We start from the raw sequence: 19,912 nt of genomic DNA, 5'->3' as shown, positions 1-19,912 counted from the left end.
AATGTTTGTTTTTGGCAGCGGCCGGGCAATATAGCAGCAAGTTATAAAAATCTTTGCTTATGGTTAAACGGCATAAATCCTTTAATGGCATTTTGATTTTAAATCAGGCTACAAATTTACAATAATTTAATTTTTTTGACTTGTTTTAGTAAATTTGATATCAATTTCATAATACTGTTATTAATTTCGCTACTTTTAGCTGAAATTTAATTTTAGATAATTAAATTCACCCCCGGTTTTGCGCAATAGCCTGTACCAATCAATTTTTACCCAATTATATTTTGAGCTATGTCATTAACTTTAAAACTCAGTCAGCGGGAAACAGCTTTTAACAACGAGGTTGTTACCAGGTTTGAGTTGTATAACAGTTTATTTCAAACATTACCGTTTTACCAGGTAAAGGATACTGGTATTTTGCTGCCATTTTTTAGTTCACATTGCGAAAAGGGCGCCGGTAAGCAGGCATCACCAACAGATATCATTGAGTCGTTCTTTAAAAAGTATGTACCCGATATCGACCACCGCGAGCAGATCAACCGCATGTTCCGCTTTATCCAGTATATCGAGCGCCAGGTGGTTTTGTTTGATGCTATTGAAGATTCATCCTTTAATAAATTGGGTAAGTTTGATGATTCGGGCAACCTGCAAAGTTTGTTGGCTCAAGCCACCAACAGCGAAGAAACCCGTGCGCAGATCAGCAAAAAACTCAAAGATTTTTCGTTACGATTGGTACTCACCGCTCATCCTACCCAATTTTACCCTGGCACGGTACTGGGCATTATGACCGACCTGATTGAAGCCGTAAAAAACAACGATATCAACAATATCGATGTGTTGCTGCAGCAGTTGGGCAAAACGCCTTTCTTTAATAAAACATCACCAACACCGGTTGACGAGGCCATCAGCCTGTCGTGGTTTTTGGAAAATATATTTTATCATGCGGTATCGGGCATACAATCCAAGCTCGAAGAGGAGTTTGATATTGATGCCGCCAGCAGTCGTGTGTTGGAGCTTGGCTTTTGGCCGGGCGGCGATAGAGACGGTAACCCTAATGTAAATACGCAAACCACCAAAGAGGTGGCCAGCTTTTTACGTCAGCGCCTGTTCCGTTGTTACTATCGTGATTTCAGGGTACTTAAACGCCGCATCACCTTCCGCGGGGTTGAAAAGGCCATGGCTAAACTGGAAAAGATCCTGTACAAAAATGCCAACGAACATCCCGATTCTAAAAATCTGCAAGGCGAATTGTTGAGCCTGCTGCAATCTATCAAGCAAACCATCATTACCGATCACGACAGCTTGTTTGTGGATATTGTAGAAAACCTGATCCAGAAGGTACGCCTGTTTGGCTGTTATTTTGCCACGCTGGATATCCGTCAGGACAGCCGCGTTTTGCGTAGCGTATTTGATTATAGTTTAAAAAACATCAAAACAGGCATTGTTAAAGGTTACGCCGACCTGGGCGAAGAGGAGAAATTAAAACAGATTAGCTTTAACGAAGCCGATTTTCACTGCCCTTCTGATGCGGATGCCATGACGCAGGATACGCTGAACACCATTCGCCTGATGCAGGAGATCCAGCAGACTAATGGCGAAAAGGCCTGTCAGCGTTTTATCATCAGCAACTGCCAGCAGGCATCTGATATTTTACAGCTCATCGACCTGTTTTTATGGAGCGGATGGGAAAAAGACAGCCTGAGTGTCGACTTTATGCCATTGTTCGAAACCGTGAACGACCTGTCGCGCGCGGCCGAGATCATGGAGCAGCTATATACACATCCATATTACGCCGAACATCTGAAAAAGCGCGGTAACAGGCAAACCATTATGCTTGGTTTTTCTGACAGTACCAAGGATGGTGGCTACCTGATGGCCAACTGGTCGATATATAAAGCCAAAGTTGAACTGACCGCTATGGCTCGTAAATATGATATCAGCCTGGCGTTTTTTGATGGCAGGGGAGGCCCACCGGCTCGTGGTGGTGGCAAAACGCACCGTTTTTATGCTTCGATGGGTAACGAGATAGCTAACGATCATATCCAATTGACCATACAGGGACAAACTGTAAGCTCGCAATATGGCTCGGTAGAAACCGCCCGTTTCAACATGGAGCAGTTGATCAACGCGGGTATCATATCAGCCCTGCACCCTAATCATAACGATCTGTTGGATAATAGGCATAAAGCCCTGATATCAGATATGGCCAACGAAAGCTATGAGCTGTTTATGGCGTTGCGTGCGCATCCATTATTTGTAGAGTACCTGGAAAAATTCAGTCCGCTTAAATTGTTGTCGCGTATCAATATCAGTAGCCGTCCAACCAAACGTAACGCCGGTGCACCATTGAAACTGGAAGACCTGCGCGCCATCAGCTTTGTAACTTCCTGGAGCCAATTGAAACAGAGCATCCCCGGTTTTTACGGTGTTGGTACCGCTTTGAAAAAGATGAAAGACAACGGTAACTGGCTCGAAATAAAAGAATTGTACAGAACCTCAGGTTTCTTTAAAACCATGCTGGATAATTGTGCCATGTCCATGTCGAAATCTGATTTCAGGGTAACGGCATACCTGGAGAAAGATAAAAAATTCGGCGCTTTCTGGAAAATGCTGAAGAACGAGTTTGAACTGACCCGCGAAATGCTGCTCGACCTTACCGGTAGCACCGTATTGATGGAGGAATACCCGGTTGAGCGCCGTTCTATCGCCATCCGCGAGAAGATTGTGTTACCTCTCGTGATCATCCAACATTATGCCTTGCAGAAGCTGAATAGCAGCGAGGACAGTGAACTCATTGAGATATATGATAAGCTCGTGATCCGTACCGTGTATGGCATCGTGAACGCGGGTAGGAACCTGGCGTAAGGAAGCTCCTCTAAATCTCCCCTGAAGGGGGGACTTTAAAAAAAGTCATTGTGGTTTTCGCAATGACTTTTTTTATTTACGGGTGTCATGCTGAGCTCGTCGACGTATGGTGGGCGGGGCCTCTACGCGCGATCCTTCGACGGCGCTCAGGATGACAGGCCGTCAAAGGCCAGGGCCTCGTGCGATTCCTTCCCTCGGGAAGGGGAGGAAGGGGTTTCAATGCTGGCTAAACCCCTCCCTGCCTTCGCGCCATCCATCGCACCGCTCTCGTGGGGAGGGAACTGAAAAATAACTCCACTGTCGTCGCTCGGCTCCAGCCGAGTGACCACCATTACCCGGCCTCCAGCCGAGAACATGATTAGAGAAATCATTTACTTATCCGAGGGGTTCTTCTTTTTAGCCAACAGCATCTCTACCATTTTAGCCAAACGGTCCTGCCGGGTTTTTTCTTGTTTGGCGCTGAGTATCCATAGTACGTATTCCTTTTTATGACTATAAGCCAGTTGCTGAAACCAGCTCAGTACGCCCGGGTGTTGTTCAAGCGTTTCCCTGATATAATCGGGCAGGGTTACCGTTTTTTTATCTACATCAATATAGGCGCTGTATTCGTTATTCCGTACCGCGTCATTACGGCCTGCAGAAACTTTTACCTGATCAACCGGCCGAAAACGGAGGGCCGTCCATACCTCATTAACTGCGGCAGAAGCTACGGGGCGGATACCATATTGCGCCGGAGCATCCCAACTGCTCATCATCTCCAGGTCACTGGTAATACCCGAATTTTTCTTGGGATAGATGATCCAGAATAAGGTATCACCTTTCAGTAAAGGAACGATCACTTTCAATTCATCCGCCAATTCCACACTGTTGGTAACAAACAACTGTATGCCATTAAAGCTTCCCGTGGTGTGGTGTACAATATCCACATCATCGGGCAGAGGCTCCAGGCTTTCCAGGTAGTTGGCCGGTGCGTTATGTAATAACCAACGGGTATTAGGTTTCATCTGCAGCTTTTTGGCAAGGGCGTTCATTTTTTATTGGTTGATAGTTCGTAGATCATGGGTCCGCTAATTTAATAACAATTTATGCTAAAATACATAACGCATAAACGACGTTGTCCCAGAGCGTTATTGCGAGCGCAGCATAGCAATCCCCGATAAGTAGGGCTGCTTTGTAAGTAGGGGATTGCCACGTCGTTCCTCCTCGCAATGACGCGTTTGGCCAATTTTATTTCCTGCATTTGATAACAAATGTTATCGTCCGCTGCCAACAGCCGCTCTACTTTTGTGTAAACAAATAAATAAAAATGAAAGCAGCAGTAATGTATCAAAAAGGGGAATTACCCCAATACATAGATTTCCCGGAGCCGATAGCTCAAAACGATGATGAAGCACTGGTAACGGTAAAAGCGGTGGCTATAAAGCACCTGGATAAAGGCAGGGCCAGTGGCAACCATTATTCGAGTGATGCCCCAAAAGCAAGCGGAAGAGTAATAGGTGGCGATGGTGTTTGTTTACTGGCAGACGGAACGCGGGTATATGGCATGGGCATAAGTGGTATGCTGGCCGAAAAAGCCTTAATTGATAAAGACCGTATCGTAAAAATTCCGGATGGGGTAGATGATGCCACAGCTGCCGCACTGCCCAATGCTGTAATTGGTGCAGCCATGGGATTGAAATTTAAGGCAGATATTCAGCCGGGCGATGTGGTGTTGATCAACGGGGCAACCGGGTTTACCGGACGTGTGGCCGTGCAGATAGCCAAACACTATGGTGCTAAAAAAGTGATCGTGACAGGCAGAAACCAGGCCTCGCTGAACGATCTGTTATCGCTTGGTGCCGACGAAACGATTTCGGTGCTACAGGGTGACGAAAATTTTAAAGCGCGATTAGCAGCGATTCACTCCACCACACCTATTGATGTAATCATTGATTACCTGTGGGGACATACGGCCGAAATGATACTGGCCTGTGTAAAAGGTAATGGCTCGTTTACCAACAGGGTAAGATATGTGTCCATCGGTGCTATGACGGGTGATCTGATCCAGCTATCGGCAGCCAATCTCCGCAGTGTCAACTTACAGTTGACGGGTTCGGGACTTGGCGCCTGGTCAAAGCCGCAGGTTGGCCAGCTATTTAGCTTGATTTTACCCGAAATGTTTGCGTTGGCAGCAGCAGGAAAGCTCAAGGTAGACACCATCACCGTAAAACTGGAAAACATCGCCGAGCTTTGGGGTCTGGAGGTTGATGGGGGTAAGCGTTTGGTGGTGGTTATTTGAGTTGTCACATCCTGGTTATTTCAAACTATGTCATTGCGAGCGTAGCGTGGCAATCCCCAATTAGCAAAGCCGCTTTGTAAGTAGGGGATTGCCACGTAGTTCCTCCTCGCAGCAATGAGGTTTGTTTTATAATTACATTGCCATCTTGGCAAAGAAATCCCAAAGAACTATCCCTGCCGATACTACAATGTTGAAAGAATGCTTAGTGCCAAATTGAGGTATTTCGATGCAGGCGTCGATGTTTTGCATCACATCGTCGCTTACGCCATTTACCTCGTTGCCGAAGATGAGGGCGTATTTTTCGTTATCGAGCGGAGTAAACTCGTTGAGCATGGTGCTGTTTTCGGCCTGCTCAACGGCTATAATGCGGTAACCATCTTTACGCAGTTGTTCTACTGCTTGTAAAGGGGTTGCGAAATAAGTCCAGTTTACGGATTGTGTTGCACCGAGTGCGGTCTTTTCAATTTCACGATGCGGAGGTTGGGCCGTAATTCCACAAAGACAGATCTGCTCTACCGCAAAGCCATCCGAAGTGCGGAAAATAGAACCAATGTTGTGCATGCTGCGCACATTATCCAACACTACAGCTACAGGCAGTTTATCCTGTGCCTTAAATTCATCAACCGAAGCCCGGTTCAGCTCATCTAACTTTAATTTGCGCATAGTTGGTAGTTCATGCTTCATAGTTGATGGTTCATAGTTAATGGCTTCACCACTTACTTACTATGATCTATGAACCATCAACTATGAACCAATCAATAAGCGCAAAAGTATTAATTAACCAGCAAATTCAGCAAACCTACGCCATTACCGATCAGCGAGCTGTAAACGGATGGAGCATAGCCGATCTTTTTGGTGTAGTATTCGGTTATTCCGGCACTGTAATCATCAAATGCATCAGCTTTAACCAGCGCTATAGCACAGCCGCCAAAACCAGCACCGGTCATACGGGCACCTGCTACATTAGGGTTGGTTTTGCTGTATTCGGCCACGGCATCCAGTTCGGCGCCGCTTACTTCATACAGATCGCGCAGCGAATCATGCGAGGCATACATCAACCGGCCAAATTCGGGTAAATTATTAGCAGCCAATGCAACGGCAGCCAATTTTACACGGTCATTTTCTTCAATAACGTGTTTAACTCTTTTTAGTACAACCGGGTCGCTAATAAGATGCTGATATTTGGCGAAAGTTTCGGCGTCGATATCGCACAGGTAATTGATATCCAGCTCTTGTTGCAGGGCTTTCAAGCCTTCCTGGCATTCTGCTACGCGTTCGTTATATTTTGATTCGGCCAGTTTACGGGGTTTGTTGGTGTTGATGATGGCCAGCACATGATCGCCCAGGTTACTGTCGACAGCCTGGTAATCCAGTGTATCGCAGTTCAGCATAAGAGCCTTATTCTTTTCGCCAAAGGCAACGGCAAACTGGTCCATGATACCGCTGTTTACACCGATAAAGTTATTCTCGACAGATTTTGACAATTTTACCAGGTCGAGCTTGGAGTAACCGCAGTTAAAAATATCATTGAGGGCATAAGCCGTAACTACTTCTATAGAGGCTGATGACGACAAGCCCGAGCCGATTGGGATATCGCCATAAAAAAGCATATCCAGGCCTTTTAGCTGATGACCGTCTTTACCAAAATGATGAATTACGCCTATAGGAAAGTTAAACCATTCATCACCACTTTTTTCATATTGCTGCTGCACAGGAATATCTCCCTTATCATCAAAATTTAAGCTCCTGAACCGAAAAACGCCGTCTTCATTAGGCGATATTAACAGGTAAGTGCCAAAGGTTATTGCGCATGGCATTACCAGGCCCCCGTTATAGTCGATATGCTCGCCGATAAGATTTACGCGACCAGGAGAAAAATAGGTGGCGTCGGCCTCTTTATTATAAATTTTAGCAAATTCCTGCTGCAAAGTATTCTTCATTATTTCAGGTTAGTTATTTTGGAATAACAAATATTGTAAAAATTGTCAAATATACATTTATAAAATAAATTTAAAATAGAAATTTTTAATTTTTTAGGGTAGAAATCTAACCGGGCAGGAGGTTTAAATGTATAGTTTTATAGCAATACAGGCAAACAGAACCGCTTGCCGCCTGTTGGCTAAGTTACAGTAGCAGGCAATGTCTGCAAATCACTAATTCACTAAATCAATAATTCAATAATTAAAACATGAAACAGTACCTGGTTACGGGATATGATTATACAGACGAAGGCGCATTGCAGCGTCGTATGGATGTGCGTCCCCATCATTTAGATGGCGTGAGAGTGCTGAAAGCAAATGGCAACTACATAGAGGGAGGAGCCTTACTGAATGACGAAGGCAATATGATAGGCTCGGTAATGATCATGCAGTTTGAAACCGACGAAGCCCTGGAAGCCTGGAAACAGAACGAACCCTACATTACCCAAAAAGTATGGGAATCTGTTGATGTGAAGCCGTTTAAAGTAGCGGTGTTGTAGGGAGGGAGAGGATAATCAAAATCATGTCATTGCGAGCGAAGCGTGGCAATCGCATACTATACAGAGCGTAAATGTATGTCGTATACTCGCTCTTGGCCGCGGTAGGGCCTTTACTTTTGTCGCCACAAAAGTAACTAAAAAAGCTGTCAGCAGAAATGCTTCTTTGCCGCACAAGGCCTTAGCCCTGCAAAGCGGGCAGAACCATCCCGATAGCTATCGGGACTAAACCTTACCTCCACTTCGTTCGCTCATTATCCCCGCTTCAGGTAAGGTTCGCTATGCCCATACAGCGGCACAAGGCCACCATTGTTCTGCCCACTTTCGCCCGAAGCTGTTCTGCTGACGGGAGAGAAATAACTTTAAGGTGCAAAACGGAAGATAGACGGGCTGAGTTATCTACGATATCGTTGGAATATCAGATAGCGGCGGTCCAACTGTTGAGCTGCCAGTAACCTTCGGCATCTTTTTTATAAAGGGCGGTATAGGTTTTACCCTGCATGGCAAAATTGAACGAGAATTCCTGTGCCGAGCGGTCGTGTGGTATAAAATGTGGTAATACACTGTTGGCGGCCAGGGTGATGGCTTCGGCAAATTCGTCGTGGTTTTGCTCTTGCTGGCGAATCTGCTGCAGGGCATGGCTGGCATAATCTGCGTAGGTGACAAACGCGTATCCGGAGTCGCTATCCTTTAGCTGGCGGGCCGCGATAAAAGCTGCTTCGGCCCATTGGTCTTTGTAGGCTTCCATGGCTTTCAACAGGTCGGGCGCTGATATCTCAGGGAGGCCATCGTTGCCGGTGGTGTTATAGCTGTTCAGGATCTCTTCTTTACTCTTCATGTACTTGATTATAATACAAAAATAAAAGGATGCCCGTATTTTATGGCATCCCTTTATTTACCCGGTTTATAGGGTGATTTATTTGATGTCATTCAAGCTTTCGAGTATAAGCATATCTGCCTCGTCAAGCTTGATATCGGCTGCTTGCATGTTATCTTCCAGGTGCTCCACGCTTGATGTGCCCGGAATAAGCAGGATATTGGGTGCATAGTGCAACAGCCAGCTCAAAGCTACCCGGTGAATGGTGGCGTTGTGTTTATCGGCCACGCCCTGTAAAACCTGCTCGCCTTTTACATTACCGCCGCCCAGTGGGTACCAGGGTATAAAGGCGATATTTTGTTCGCGGGTGTATTGCAGTTCGGCTTCCCATTTGCGGTTATCAACACTGTACATGTTTTGTACCGATACCACCTCGAAAAATTGTTGCGCATGTTTAATCTCGGCTACGCTTACTTCTGACAAGCCGATATGTTTGATCTTGCCTTGTTGCTGCGCTTTTTGTAAAAACTCGAAGGTTTTTTCGGCGGGTACTTTAGGATCTATCCTGTGGAGTTGATATAGGTCGATACGGTCCTGTTTCAGGCGTTTTAAGCTACCCTCGAGGGCTTCCTGCAGGTGAGCAGGGGATGAATCGATATTCCACTGGTTAGGGCCTGTGCGCAGGAAACCACCTTTGGTGCCGATAAGTAATCCGGCAGGGTATGGTGCAAGCGCTTCGGCTATCAGTTCTTCTGATACATTGGGGCCATAGCTGTCGGCGGTATCAATAAAATTTACCCCGAGTTCTACAGCGCGTTTGAGTACACGGATGCATTCATCCTTATCTTTAGGCGGCCCCCAAACACCCTGACCTGTGATGCGCATGGCGCCATAGCCCAGGCGGTTTATGGTGAAATCGCCACCTAATGTGAACGTTTTTTCAAATGTGTTTGCCATAGTGTAAGTTGTTGTTATTAAAATCAACTCAAATATGGCTGCATTGTTTAAAAATATTATAACACCATTGTAATAATGAGTTAGGAATAAGGATTTTTGGAGCAAAGAGCAAGGATATTAATTTAGTGGTATCTTTCGCTCAAAAATAAACCATGACATCACAAAACCTGGCCAATCACAAACGCACCGTTATAGGATTTCATTATTTGCTGAGCGCCATGCTCATTTTTGGATTGATCGTTTCGGCCGTTAATGTAGTATTGCAATGGCATTCGGCCAATTTATTGAGTGCATTGCTTATCCTGCTGCTTTTTGGTTGCTGTTTGTTGATGAGCTTGTTTGTGCGTATGTTCCCGCTAAAAGCGCAGGACAGGGCCATACGTGCCGAAGAAGGGTTGCGTTATTTTATACTCACACGCCAGCCGCTGGATAGCCGGCTTACCATAGCCCAAATAGCTGCCCTGCGTTTCGCACCAGATGATGAGCTGATCCCGCTAACAGAAAAGGTGATAAAAGAAAATCTTTCACCTGCCGAAATTAAAAGAGCTATCAGAAACTGGAGGGCAGACCATCATCGCGTGTAGACGGCATTATAGAATTAATCTACAAGCGTATCTTTTAGCGTTTTGAGTAATTTGTACATTCGGGGATCATCAAGAGTTTGGAGCCGGTATTCCCGATAGGTTACTGTATCATCCCGAAATGTTACGTAATAATCATTTTCATTTATTACATCTATTTTGATGGACTTTTGATCCGTTCGTAGCCCATGGTTTACTGATCTGGAGATAATAAGATAATGCACTGATGTACCAATGCGAAAATATTTATCCTCGCCCTGTACCTGCAGTTTTAAAATAAATTCTCTTAAAGGTTTAAACCGTTCAAAACCGGAGTAATTGGTGATGAGATCATCATATCGCAATAATGTTTCTGTCCACGACTCATGAAACAAATTCAGTATAGTCTGCGTCCTTGCATCCATATTGTAAATTTAGATATTGGCTCCTAAAAGTTAGGATTTCGGGTTTAGATTTGGGATTTCTCATCGTCTATCTCCACCAACCTATAATGGTGCCCATGAGGGTTAGCGATACCAGGCTGTAGCCGCCATTAATAAAAATCAGTCGCCAGCTTTTTAGTTCAAAAAGGCCTTGTATGGCAATGGCGCAGAAGGTCCAGACCCCGGCCAGTGAACCAGCTGTAGCACCCCAGGATACATCGGTTTTGGCATCAGCCAGAAACATGCCCAGGTTAACTGCCATGATGATGGAAAATATAGCCGAAAACCCAAAGATGCGGGCCTTGTTGGAGGCTTTTACTTCATCGGTGGTGAATTTGTTATCGGCCATCCAGGGATTGGCAAACAGCAAGGGAGAGTACCAAATGCCGCCAACTAAAAATGCTGATATACCGGCCACAACTACAGCCAGCAAGTTAATGTGAGAAATGTCCATAATGATAAGTTTATGTGTATTCTAATATAAGGAAATTAATTCTTATTGATATATACACATTTGCGGATGAATACTTATCGCGCCAGATGCAAAAAAGCCCATTCCAAGGGAAAGGGCTTTTGATAAATTTTTTATTTTAACTCCCTCTACTTTGGAGAGGGTTGGGGTGAGGTTTATTTCACCTGGATGTGCATTACCTGCCGGCCAAGATCGCCTTCGGCATCCAGACCTTCAATAACTATGCGGTATGAGCCACGGGCATCACTGTTGAAAAAGTTGAATGAGGCTACACCGTTTTTATCGGTTATCACTTTAGGGTTCCAGTAAATGGTGTTACGCAGATCGGCACCAAGCGAGCTTTGTTTGGTTACATCATATTTTGGCATGTAAAACTCTTTGGATTTGCTATAACCCTGTACGGCAAAAGTCACCACGTTTTGCTTAGGAATAAGCGCCTGCAGTTGGGCCATTGTTATTTTTTGCTTTTTGATCACTTTTTTATTGATCAACAGAATACCATTGGTTTGATTCATGCGGTTAATGCCGCTCACGCCGTCGGTCAGAAATATTTCTACAGATGCTACTTCGGCACCGGTAATGGTTGCTAAAAAGTTCACATCAACCGGCATACTGCCCACATATATCTGCACAGGTATTTTTTTACCTGCATTATAATCACGGGTGATATAAAAGTTATTGTCTACATAAGTTAAACCAAAAGCCATAGTGCTTAAACAGTTAATCAGCAGGGGGCAATCCTTTAACTGGTCGCCAGATATTTCATGATCGGCCTGGCCGGGCAAACCCGCAAATGTACCATAGTCGTTATGGCTTGGTTTTTTCTCGAACTTGGTTGATTTAACTACTACCTCTTTCAACACGCGGGAGTTTTGATACTGCCTGCGGCTGTTATCCAGGTATGGGCGCATCGCGCTGTCGATATTTACAATTTCGTCGGGCTGGTTGGGGTTCTTGGTTAATTTCTGATACAATTCGCCGTTCACGCTGATTACCATATTTTTGCCATTCGGATTATTACGGGCGCTCAGGGTTATTTTAGAAGTATCCATCACCACCACATTGCTGAACTTAAAATTACCCGAGAGGTCTGTTATGGTTTCTGCCGAAAAATTACGATCTGGTATCAGCAGACGTATACTGCCTTTGCCTACCGGTAAGCCTGTATTGGTTCTTAATATACCCGATACCTCGATGCCCTGCTCTGGTGCGATGAAGATAGGCGGGTTTTTATCGGCAAGTATATCCTCGTATGAGAACCGGCGGTAGCCCTGGGTAAGCATCAATATATCCAGGTTATCCAGTTTTTCCTGGTCGGGTTTATTGAAATAATAATTCGGTTTTTCGATATATCCTTTCAGATCGGATGTAAGCAGCAGGTTGCTTAATATGGTCGACTCCGCGTCTTCGCTGGTAGGCACGCTGGTATCATCAAGCACCGCTACAGAAAAGCTGCCTTCAACAGGGGCGGCGCTGTTTTTTGCCGATACTGCTATCCGCACATTTTGCCGGGTGGTATACGATGGTTTATCGGGTTTTAAAGCCAGGTTCAGCAGGTCGTTATGCTGTACAAAAGCAACGCGTTCGCACAAGGCGTAACCTCCTGATGAGAACAGGGTGAACTGTACAATACCTGTAGGGAACTTGTTTTTGGGTACATTGGCGGTATAAGTGGCATTTTGCAATACGGTTTGGGCGGCATAGTAAATAACACCGCCGCTTTGTGCCACCAGGTAAAAGCTCTTATTTTGTTTGCGTTGTAAAAATAATTCGTTGGCCGATATTTTAACGTTCAGGTTATCGGCATCGGGACTGGATACTGATAGATTTATACCCATAGCCTGTACCCTCGGAAGCTTATAAGTACCCGTAGAACCATTGGGGAAAGTAACATTTGCGGTGTAGGTTTTGCCACTTTCGGGCGTGAAGGCACATACGCCCATACCCAAATGCGCGGAGGTAAAACTGGCCATAACCGTACCCTGATCGTCATTTATAGTGCCTTTTACATCAACGCCTAATCCTTTAGAGTTGATAGCTTTAAAGGCTATTTTGGAACGTATGCCATTAGTAAGCTGTCCGCTCTCGGGGAAAAACTGTACATCATAAGCGGTTACCGCTCCTTTTAAAGAAAATGAATTGGTAACCGATTTACGTTCGCCCATATCAATGGCAGTTACCAACGAACTGGATGTAATGGTAGCAGCCTCATTTTCGGGTATATCAACCTGTAAGTGGCCCTTATCATCGGTACGACCGCTGCCCTTGGTTATAGCATCGCCGTTGCGTACCAATTGCCAGCTTACTTTTTTATTGGCATAAGGCGTGTTTGTAGGATCTTTATAAAGGATATCCGCATCAACTTTTACCGTTCCTTTTTTGGCCGAACTTTTATAGCTGATAAAAGTATTCACCTGGTTGTCGATGGCGTTACCTACATTAATGGTATGATCATAAAAGTAATCCGGATCAAAATTGCGCATCCAGTTGGTATACGCCCTGATACGGTAGGGCCCCTGTTTATAGGTATCGCCGGTGAGGGTAATACTTCCGTTGGCAAAGCCGTTTTTAACCGGCAAACGCAGGTTATCCATGATGGAGTCCTGGCTGTTGATGATATCTACGTAAACAATACCGCTTAAACCTGATGGCTGATGTTTTTCGACCGTTACATAGGCCTTAAACCAAATGGTATCGCCTACGGCATAATAGGGCTTATCCAAATGCAGATAAACTTTTTCGATAGGGTAACTGCTTTGAAATTTCGCAGTTTTTTGAATAAGCGTATTTAAAGGGATGCTATCCTGTTGTGCCGAAGCAGCAAAACTAATTGAGAATAACAGGGAAACGATGAGTAAAAATTTTCTTGATATCATTAATATAATATAAAGCGGCTAACTGGGGCTAATATAAACATTTAGGGTTGCAGCGTGCCGAACGGGCTTGCCATTTAACATTTTTTTACAATCGGGGTAAATTTGAATGCTGTTCAATTTATCCGTTTGCGGCACAGGCAACATGCAAAACTATGGGTTTTTATGTATCAACGAAAAGTTATAACCAATATGTTGCACAGGGGAGCATCATAACATCATTGTTACTTGTTGGGGGAGTCGATTATGCGGCTTGATTTTTTGTTAAGGGAAATCCTTAAAAACTGTACCCCACACCAAATTTTACACCGGCGTTTTCCAGGCTGTTAATCTGGCCGTTACGATTAAACCCTATCAGCCGGTGCTCCACAAAAAACGGGTTTATAAAAACAGTTATCTGGTCAAAACTATATTTACCCCCAATGCCTATCTCTGCGCCTATGCCTTTTTGCTCATTTATCCCGGTATCATTATCGTGACCAAAATCAAAGTCGACCAGGACCCCGGCATTCACATACAGGTATTTTAAAAAAGTATATTTTCCATAAACAGGTATAGTGATCAGTTTAGCCCTGCCCGTGCTAATGACATATCCTTTGGCCGGAACATTATTGCTTAACAAAAGTTTATTGCTGGAGTATTGCAAGCCTGTTTCCAGGGCAAAGGAGTTGGTTAAATTATAGGTATACCCAAAGCCCACAATGCTTCCGCTTTTTGATTTGTAATCGTAATCGCCACCGCCGCTGTGAATGTTTACATCATTAACAGCTGCTCCAAAGTACAAGGATATATTATTTTTTGACTGAGACCAGACCTGTGTGCTTGATAAAATAAGTAAGGCAAGGATGAGTTTGATTTTCATTAGCGTAATTTGTTTGCGGAGCTGGGGCTCACGATGGTTTCATAGGATGTTTATAATAAGATAGGGCTAAGGTATTCAATTCAAGATGATTTTGAGCAGCGGGTTAAAAATCATGTGCGTGTAAACATTGTTAATGTGTACAACATCATAAGGCTGATTGGAGTTTTAGCAATTAAAAAATGTAATTTTACTTTCTTGCCAGGTTTGTTATGCAAATACCCCCATCGCCACATCTTTCCCATATTGTTAAACATTATTTGTTGTTGGAAAACGATTTCGGTGGGCAATTGAATTATCGTTTGTTCTCAGATGGCAACCCCGGTATGGTTTTTTATTTCAAATCGCCGATGGTTGAACAGACCGAAGGGCAGGTATATGCCCACTCGCGTAGTTTTGTTTACGGGCAGATAACGCAATACAAAAACCTCATATCAACAGGTAAATTAGGTATACTGGTAGTTGTATTACAGCCTTATGGTATTAATGCTTTGCTGGGTATGGCCTCGTTTGAATTGAATGACTGCCGCATCAAATTAAACGAGCTTTTTAAAACTGATGGAGCGGATCTGGAGGATAGGGTTTTGAACGCTGTTGATATCAAAAGTAAAGTTGGCCATATTGAAGCCTTTATATCCGCAAAGCTGGCCAATGTGCAATACCCCGATAAAATCCTTACAGCCGCTTTAAAGCTGATCGATAGCCATAGGGGCAATATAATTATCTCCAATTTGTTGGAGGTACTACCCATAACCGAAAAACAGCTTGAACGTAGGTTTAACCAGTATATTGGAATAAGTCCTAAGCGCTTCTCGGCCACTGTAAAGCTGCAGTATTTTTTAAAGAGCCTCCAAAATAGTTCGCCAGGTACAAGAATTGCCGATGCGGCTTATGAGAGTGGTTATTATGACCAGGCACATCTGAATAACCATTTTAAAAAGAATATCGGGATAACCCCATCGGCTTACAAAGCCAATAAGCTGCTGGCTATTAATTTCATGCAGGTATAGCAGCTTTCATGATTGTCGGTTTTTTACAAGGTGGTCTTTAAAAGCAGGCATAGCTTTGCTGTATATAAACACAAGGCTTATGAAAAATCTGAAAATAGCTACCGCGCAATTCGAAAACAAAAGTGGCGACAAGGCTTATAATCTATCTGTTATCAAACAAATGTCGCAAAAAGCGGCGGAGCAGGGTGCTGATGTGATCGCCTTTCATGAATGCTCCATTACCGGTTATACTTTTGCCCGGCACCTGGATAAACAGCAGATGCTTGACCTGGCCGAAGTGGTACCCGGAGGAGAAAGTATAGCCGAACTTACTGCTTATGCCCGGGAATTTAACATCATTATACTGGCCGGTCTGTTTGAAAAAGACGAGAATGATAACCTGTTTAAACCTTATGTGTGCGTTGATAAAAATGGCCTGGTTGCCAAACATCGCAAGCTGCATCCATTCATCAACCCGCATTTACAACCGGGAGATAGCTATACCGTTTTTGAAATTTTGGGATGGAAATGCGGCATCTTAATCTGTTATGACAATAACATTATTGAAAATGTGAGGGCTACCAAGTTGCTGGGCGCCGATATTATTTTTATGCCGCATGTAACCATGTGCACGCCATCTACCCGTCCCGGTGCCGGTTTTGTTGATGCCACACTCTGGAAGGATAAAACTGCCAACGCCAAACAATTACGCGGGGAGTTTGATAGCCTTAAAGGCCGCGCCTGGCTCATGAAATGGCTGCCCGCCCGGGCCTATGATAACGCGGTTTATGCAGTTTTCTCCAACCCTATAGGTATGGACGATGATCAGCTTAAAAATGGCTGCTCTATGATTATTGATCCTTATGGCGATATTATAGCTGAGTGCCGGTCGCTGGATAATGAATTTGTTATAGCCGATATAAGTGCTGATCAATTAACAATGGCTGGTGGTTACCGGTATATTAAGGCCCGGAGACCCGAACTGTATCGGGATATTATTGGAAAGGAACATCAGAGCCAACAAAAGGTGGTTTGGTATAAATAATAAATATGGCTAATATTAGCAACGTAAATGAGGGACATATAACGCCCTTATTTACGATAGCCATACTAAACCAAACCCCAACCAACCCTGAAACATGAGAAACCTAAAAACCTCCTTATTCGCATTTTTTTTTTTGTTAACAACAGGATTCGCATTTGCACAACGATCCTATAAAATAAGCTATCAGCAATTAAAAGAGTATGAAGGTGTTTACCAATATGGTAAGGAGGATAAGTTAACAATCGCTGCCTCGCCGGTTGATACTTGTTTGGTTGCTATTATTAAATTAAGCGTTTATCCATTAAAAAGCGCGGATAAAGATGTTTTTACAGACGTTGGCAAAAATAAGATCACTTTTTTAAGGAATTCATCCAGCCAGATCATAGGATACGCCAAAGGTAACGATACTAATAGGCTCATTGCCCGCAGTGTTAAATTTTCGCCAAAAATGTGGTATCCTAAAATGGGTGCCGACGTTAAAACCTATCAGTATAAATATACTACTCCAGGTAAATTTAAGGATGGTTTGCAACCTGGAGATGCCACCGCAGTTGGTTTGGACACCGCTTTGCTTGATAAAATGATGAACAAAATTGTGCGCGGCCAATACCCTAATGTGCACAGCGTTCTAATTATAAAAGGCGGCAAACTGGTATTTGAAGAGTATTTTTACGAGTATACCAAAGATAGCCTGCAGGAAATGCGCTCGGCAACTAAAAGTATCGTATCGGCACTTACCGGCATTGCTATTCACCAGGGATTTATCAAGAGTAAAAACGAGCGGGTGGTTTCTTATTTTCCGGAATACAACCTGGCCAATAATACCGATATCAAGAAAACAATTACTGTTGAAAATATGCTGGCCAATCAAAGCGGTTTGGATTGTGATGTAAGTAACCCCAAATCGGCAGGTGCTGAGGAAGCCATGGACGCATCTGACGATTGGGTGAAGTTTACGCTCGATCTGCCGATGATCGATAAGCCGGGTAACGATGGCCGGTACTGCTCTGGTAATCCCATCACCTTAGGCCGGATAGTAGAGAAAACTACGCATATGGATCTGCCCGTATATGGCCAAAAGAATCTTTTTGGTCCGCTGGGCATTACCGGTTACAAATGGAATTTTAAACCCGACCGGTCAAATATTAATGAATATTGCCAAATTTACCTGCACCCGCGCGATATGGCCAAATTTGGCCTGTTATATCTTAATAAAGGAGTCTGGAATAAGAAACAGGTTATTCCTGCCGAATGGGTAACAGAATCGTTCCGGAAACATTCCGTAGTACAGGGTGTTGATTATGGATATCTCTGGTGGCTAAAATACCTCGACGCCGATGGCGGTGTACGTTATTATGGCAAGGCGGCACAGGGTAACGGTGGTCAAAAAATATACATTTTCCCAGATCAGGACTTGGTTGTTGCCATAACCGGCGGTAATTATAACTCCAAATCTCCATCAGATGAGCTGATCAGTAAATACATCCTGCCTTCATTTAATAAAAAATAAATGCAGCGTTGTAAAATTAACGGGCTTGTACGGCCTTAGATTTTAGTCGCCAACATTTATTAAAACCTATGCCTGGTGTTTAGGTTAATAATAAAGGAATCAAAAATTATTGACCATGTTGGATACATATTACAGGATATGGGTTGACGCTATTACGGTAGAAAGATCCAAAAAAGGAGAGCAGGGCAGTTGGAAAGCATTTACCATAATTCCAATGTCTATTTTGCAGGGTATCAATTTATTAACCTTTATTTTTCTGATCCGGATAATTACACACCGCGCCGTGCCGGTAGTTTTGAGCCTGAATATTTTCCGGGAGCGGGCACTGAATACCTTTTTTGCAGGAGCGTTTACTTTTTTTGTACCTTTTGTAATACTTAATTATTTACTGATTTTTTATAATCAACGCTATAACAACCTTTTAAGAATATATCGCGATAGCAGGGGGGAGTTGTACCGCAAGTATTTTTTGATAACCATAGGCATTATTGTGATCCCGTTATTACTGAAATTGATATTTTGATTTTAAATTCAAAATACTAAAGTGGTTTTTGGTATAAAATATATCTTAATTTGTTTTAAGTTATGATTTTGTTGGTTATACTTGTAAAAGTAAACAAGCATAATCTAAACTGCTATCCCATGAACCAGGACATCAAACAACCTTATCCCCAATCGTATACCGATATTGATAAAGCCACTATCGAATCGGGTTTTACCATGGCATCTGATCCTTTAACCTGCTCTTTACTAAAAACGCTGGCTGCTGCAAAGCCTGGCGGTAAATTCCTGGAGCTGGGTACGGGTACAGGTTTATCCACTTCATGGATATTGGATGGGATGGATAATGCGTCCTCACTTATTTCCATTGATAACGATGCCCCTTTTTTAGCCATTGCCAATCAGTTTTTGGGTGATGATAAGCGATTAGAACTGGTTTGCATTGATGGCGCCGACTGGTTTGAACAAAACAAGCATCAAAAATTTGATTATATTTTTGCTGATACCTGGCACGGTAAATATTTGCTGCTTGATGAGGCCATAGCCATGCTTAACCCGGGTGGGCTATATATTATTGATGATATGCTGCCCCAGCCCAACTGGCCCGATGGCCATCACGAAAAAGCTATAAAATTAGTTGAAGATCTGGAACAACGGACTGACCTGGTACTTACCAAACAATGCTGGGCCACCGGCATTGTGATAGCGGTTAAAAAAGCAGTATGATAACTTTAAAATAAATGTTGTTTCATTCTATCTTTACCGCTCAGGTATAAAAATTATGGCTATTGAAATTGAACGCAAGTTCCTGGTTGATCACGAACAGTGGCAGCTTCTTCATAAACCCGTGGGTAAACATTTTCGCCAGGGATATATTTTAAGTGACGATATCAAAACCATCCGGGTGCGTGTTACCGACGAATTGGGGTATATAACCATTAAAGGCAAAACAAAAGGTTTCAGCCGGTTGGAATATGAATATACCATCCCCGTGAATGAGGGGGGAGAATTGCTGAATAACTTTGCATCGTCAGAGCTGGAAAAGACCCGTTATTGCATTACTTATGAAGGTAAAGTTTGGGAAGTTGATGAGTTTTTGGGTGAAAATCAGGGTTTGCTGGTGGCGGAAATTGAACTGGAAGATGAAACGGAAACGTTTAAGTTGCCACCATGGGTCACTGTTGAAGTTACCGGCGACAAAAAATATTACAATTCGGCTTTATCGGTAAATCCGTTTAAAAGGTGGAACGGGTAATTATTTAAAACAGAA

General features: G+C 43.6%; 19 protein-coding genes. 10 read left to right on the top strand and 9 right to left on the bottom strand.

The genetic code is table 11. From position 1 onward, the window contains the following. Window positions 1–288 precede the first annotated feature (288 nt). Window positions 289–2,862, top strand: coding sequence for a phosphoenolpyruvate carboxylase (locus ACTJKG_RS23340; protein ID WP_440740540.1), 2,574 nt, complete (start codon window positions 289–291; stop codon window positions 2,860–2,862). A 371-nt stretch (window positions 2,863–3,233) separates the two neighbouring features. Here the strand turns inward: ACTJKG_RS23340 and ACTJKG_RS23335 are convergent, their stop codons facing one another. Then, on the bottom strand, window positions 3,234–3,893 hold the full coding sequence (locus ACTJKG_RS23335; RefSeq protein ID WP_440740539.1) for a YdeI/OmpD-associated family protein: 660 nt from the start codon (window positions 3,891–3,893) through the stop codon (window positions 3,234–3,236). Window positions 3,894–4,168: 275 nt separating this feature from the next. On the opposite strand from ACTJKG_RS23335, the gene ACTJKG_RS23330 reads away from it, so the two are divergent. Then, window positions 4,169–5,140, top strand: a complete 972-nt coding sequence (locus ACTJKG_RS23330) for a quinone oxidoreductase family protein (protein ID WP_440740538.1) — start codon at window positions 4,169–4,171, stop codon at window positions 5,138–5,140. Window positions 5,141–5,272: 132 nt separating this feature from the next. Here the strand turns inward: ACTJKG_RS23330 and ACTJKG_RS23325 are convergent, their stop codons facing one another. Continuing rightward, window positions 5,273–5,803 (bottom strand): RNA methyltransferase, encoded by a 531-nt coding sequence (locus ACTJKG_RS23325; RefSeq protein ID WP_172336921.1) that lies wholly within the window; start codon window positions 5,801–5,803, stop codon window positions 5,273–5,275. Window positions 5,804–5,913: 110 nt separating this feature from the next. Then, window positions 5,914–7,080 (bottom strand): galactokinase, encoded by a 1,167-nt coding sequence (locus ACTJKG_RS23320; protein ID WP_440740537.1) that lies wholly within the window; start codon window positions 7,078–7,080, stop codon window positions 5,914–5,916. Between the two features lie 248 nt (window positions 7,081–7,328). Here ACTJKG_RS23320 and ACTJKG_RS23315 point away from each other — a divergent pair, with 248 nt between their 5' ends. Then, window positions 7,329–7,619: a YciI family protein gene (locus ACTJKG_RS23315; protein ID WP_172336761.1), complete on the top strand. Its 291-nt coding sequence runs from the start codon at window positions 7,329–7,331 to the stop codon at window positions 7,617–7,619. A gap of 415 nt (window positions 7,620–8,034) precedes the next feature. Here the strand turns inward: ACTJKG_RS23315 and ACTJKG_RS23310 are convergent, their stop codons facing one another. Together ACTJKG_RS23310 and ACTJKG_RS23305 are read right to left on the bottom strand one after the other, a co-directional pair. Continuing rightward, window positions 8,035–8,454 (bottom strand): hypothetical protein, encoded by a 420-nt coding sequence (locus tag ACTJKG_RS23310; protein WP_172336762.1) that lies wholly within the window; start codon window positions 8,452–8,454, stop codon window positions 8,035–8,037. Between the two features lie 78 nt (window positions 8,455–8,532). Beyond that, window positions 8,533–9,390 carry an aldo/keto reductase gene (locus ACTJKG_RS23305; RefSeq protein WP_440740536.1) on the bottom strand — a complete coding sequence of 286 codons (858 nt, stop codon included), beginning with the start codon at window positions 9,388–9,390 and terminating at the stop codon, window positions 8,533–8,535. 152 nt (window positions 9,391–9,542) lie between these two features. Here ACTJKG_RS23305 and ACTJKG_RS23300 point away from each other — a divergent pair, with 152 nt between their 5' ends. Continuing rightward, window positions 9,543–9,974 carry a DUF6526 family protein gene (locus ACTJKG_RS23300; protein WP_172336764.1) on the top strand — a complete coding sequence of 144 codons (432 nt, stop codon included), beginning with the start codon at window positions 9,543–9,545 and terminating at the stop codon, window positions 9,972–9,974. A gap of 14 nt (window positions 9,975–9,988) precedes the next feature. Here the strand turns inward: ACTJKG_RS23300 and ACTJKG_RS23295 are convergent, their stop codons facing one another. From ACTJKG_RS23295 to ACTJKG_RS23280, 4 genes are all read right to left on the bottom strand, one after another. Beyond that, window positions 9,989–10,375, bottom strand: a complete 387-nt coding sequence (locus ACTJKG_RS23295; protein ID WP_172336765.1) for a hypothetical protein — start codon at window positions 10,373–10,375, stop codon at window positions 9,989–9,991. A gap of 67 nt (window positions 10,376–10,442) precedes the next feature. After that, window positions 10,443–10,847 (bottom strand): DUF1761 domain-containing protein, encoded by a 405-nt coding sequence (locus ACTJKG_RS23290; RefSeq protein ID WP_440740535.1) that lies wholly within the window; start codon window positions 10,845–10,847, stop codon window positions 10,443–10,445. 173 nt (window positions 10,848–11,020) lie between these two features. Beyond that, complete coding sequence (locus ACTJKG_RS23285) at window positions 11,021–13,741, bottom strand: carboxypeptidase regulatory-like domain-containing protein (protein ID WP_172336767.1); 2,721 nt, start codon at window positions 13,739–13,741, stop codon at window positions 11,021–11,023. Between the two features lie 274 nt (window positions 13,742–14,015). Beyond that, a complete protein-coding gene (locus tag ACTJKG_RS23280) occupies window positions 14,016–14,600 on the bottom strand; it encodes an outer membrane beta-barrel protein (RefSeq protein WP_172336768.1) in 585 nt (194 codons plus the stop codon). A gap of 209 nt (window positions 14,601–14,809) precedes the next feature. On the opposite strand from ACTJKG_RS23280, the gene ACTJKG_RS23275 reads away from it, so the two are divergent. From ACTJKG_RS23275 to ACTJKG_RS23250, 6 genes are all read left to right on the top strand, one after another. Further along, window positions 14,810–15,607 carry an AraC family transcriptional regulator gene (locus ACTJKG_RS23275; protein ID WP_440740534.1) on the top strand — a complete coding sequence of 266 codons (798 nt, stop codon included), beginning with the start codon at window positions 14,810–14,812 and terminating at the stop codon, window positions 15,605–15,607. A gap of 79 nt (window positions 15,608–15,686) precedes the next feature. Beyond that, the gene (locus tag ACTJKG_RS23270) at window positions 15,687–16,631 is read left to right on the top strand and encodes a nitrilase family protein (protein WP_440740533.1); all 945 of its coding nucleotides are present in this window, start codon (window positions 15,687–15,689) and stop codon (window positions 16,629–16,631) included. 94 nt (window positions 16,632–16,725) lie between these two features. Next, the gene (locus tag ACTJKG_RS23265) at window positions 16,726–18,141 is read left to right on the top strand and encodes a serine hydrolase domain-containing protein (protein ID WP_440740532.1); all 1,416 of its coding nucleotides are present in this window, start codon (window positions 16,726–16,728) and stop codon (window positions 18,139–18,141) included. A gap of 115 nt (window positions 18,142–18,256) precedes the next feature. Then, window positions 18,257–18,664 (top strand): hypothetical protein, encoded by a 408-nt coding sequence (locus ACTJKG_RS23260; protein WP_172336772.1) that lies wholly within the window; start codon window positions 18,257–18,259, stop codon window positions 18,662–18,664. Window positions 18,665–18,783: 119 nt separating this feature from the next. After that, the gene (locus tag ACTJKG_RS23255; RefSeq protein WP_172336773.1) at window positions 18,784–19,368 is read left to right on the top strand and encodes an O-methyltransferase; all 585 of its coding nucleotides are present in this window, start codon (window positions 18,784–18,786) and stop codon (window positions 19,366–19,368) included. 55 nt (window positions 19,369–19,423) lie between these two features. Next, a complete protein-coding gene (locus tag ACTJKG_RS23250; RefSeq protein ID WP_440740531.1) occupies window positions 19,424–19,897 on the top strand; it encodes a CYTH domain-containing protein in 474 nt (157 codons plus the stop codon). Window positions 19,898–19,912 lie beyond the last annotated feature (15 nt).

It is taken from the genome of Mucilaginibacter sp. 22184 (assembly GCF_052045695.1).
Taxonomy (GTDB): Bacteria; Bacteroidota; Bacteroidia; order Sphingobacteriales; family Sphingobacteriaceae; genus Mucilaginibacter.
The sequence above is the reverse complement of the archived record's forward strand: the minus strand, read 5'-3'. Positions and strand labels throughout refer to the sequence as shown.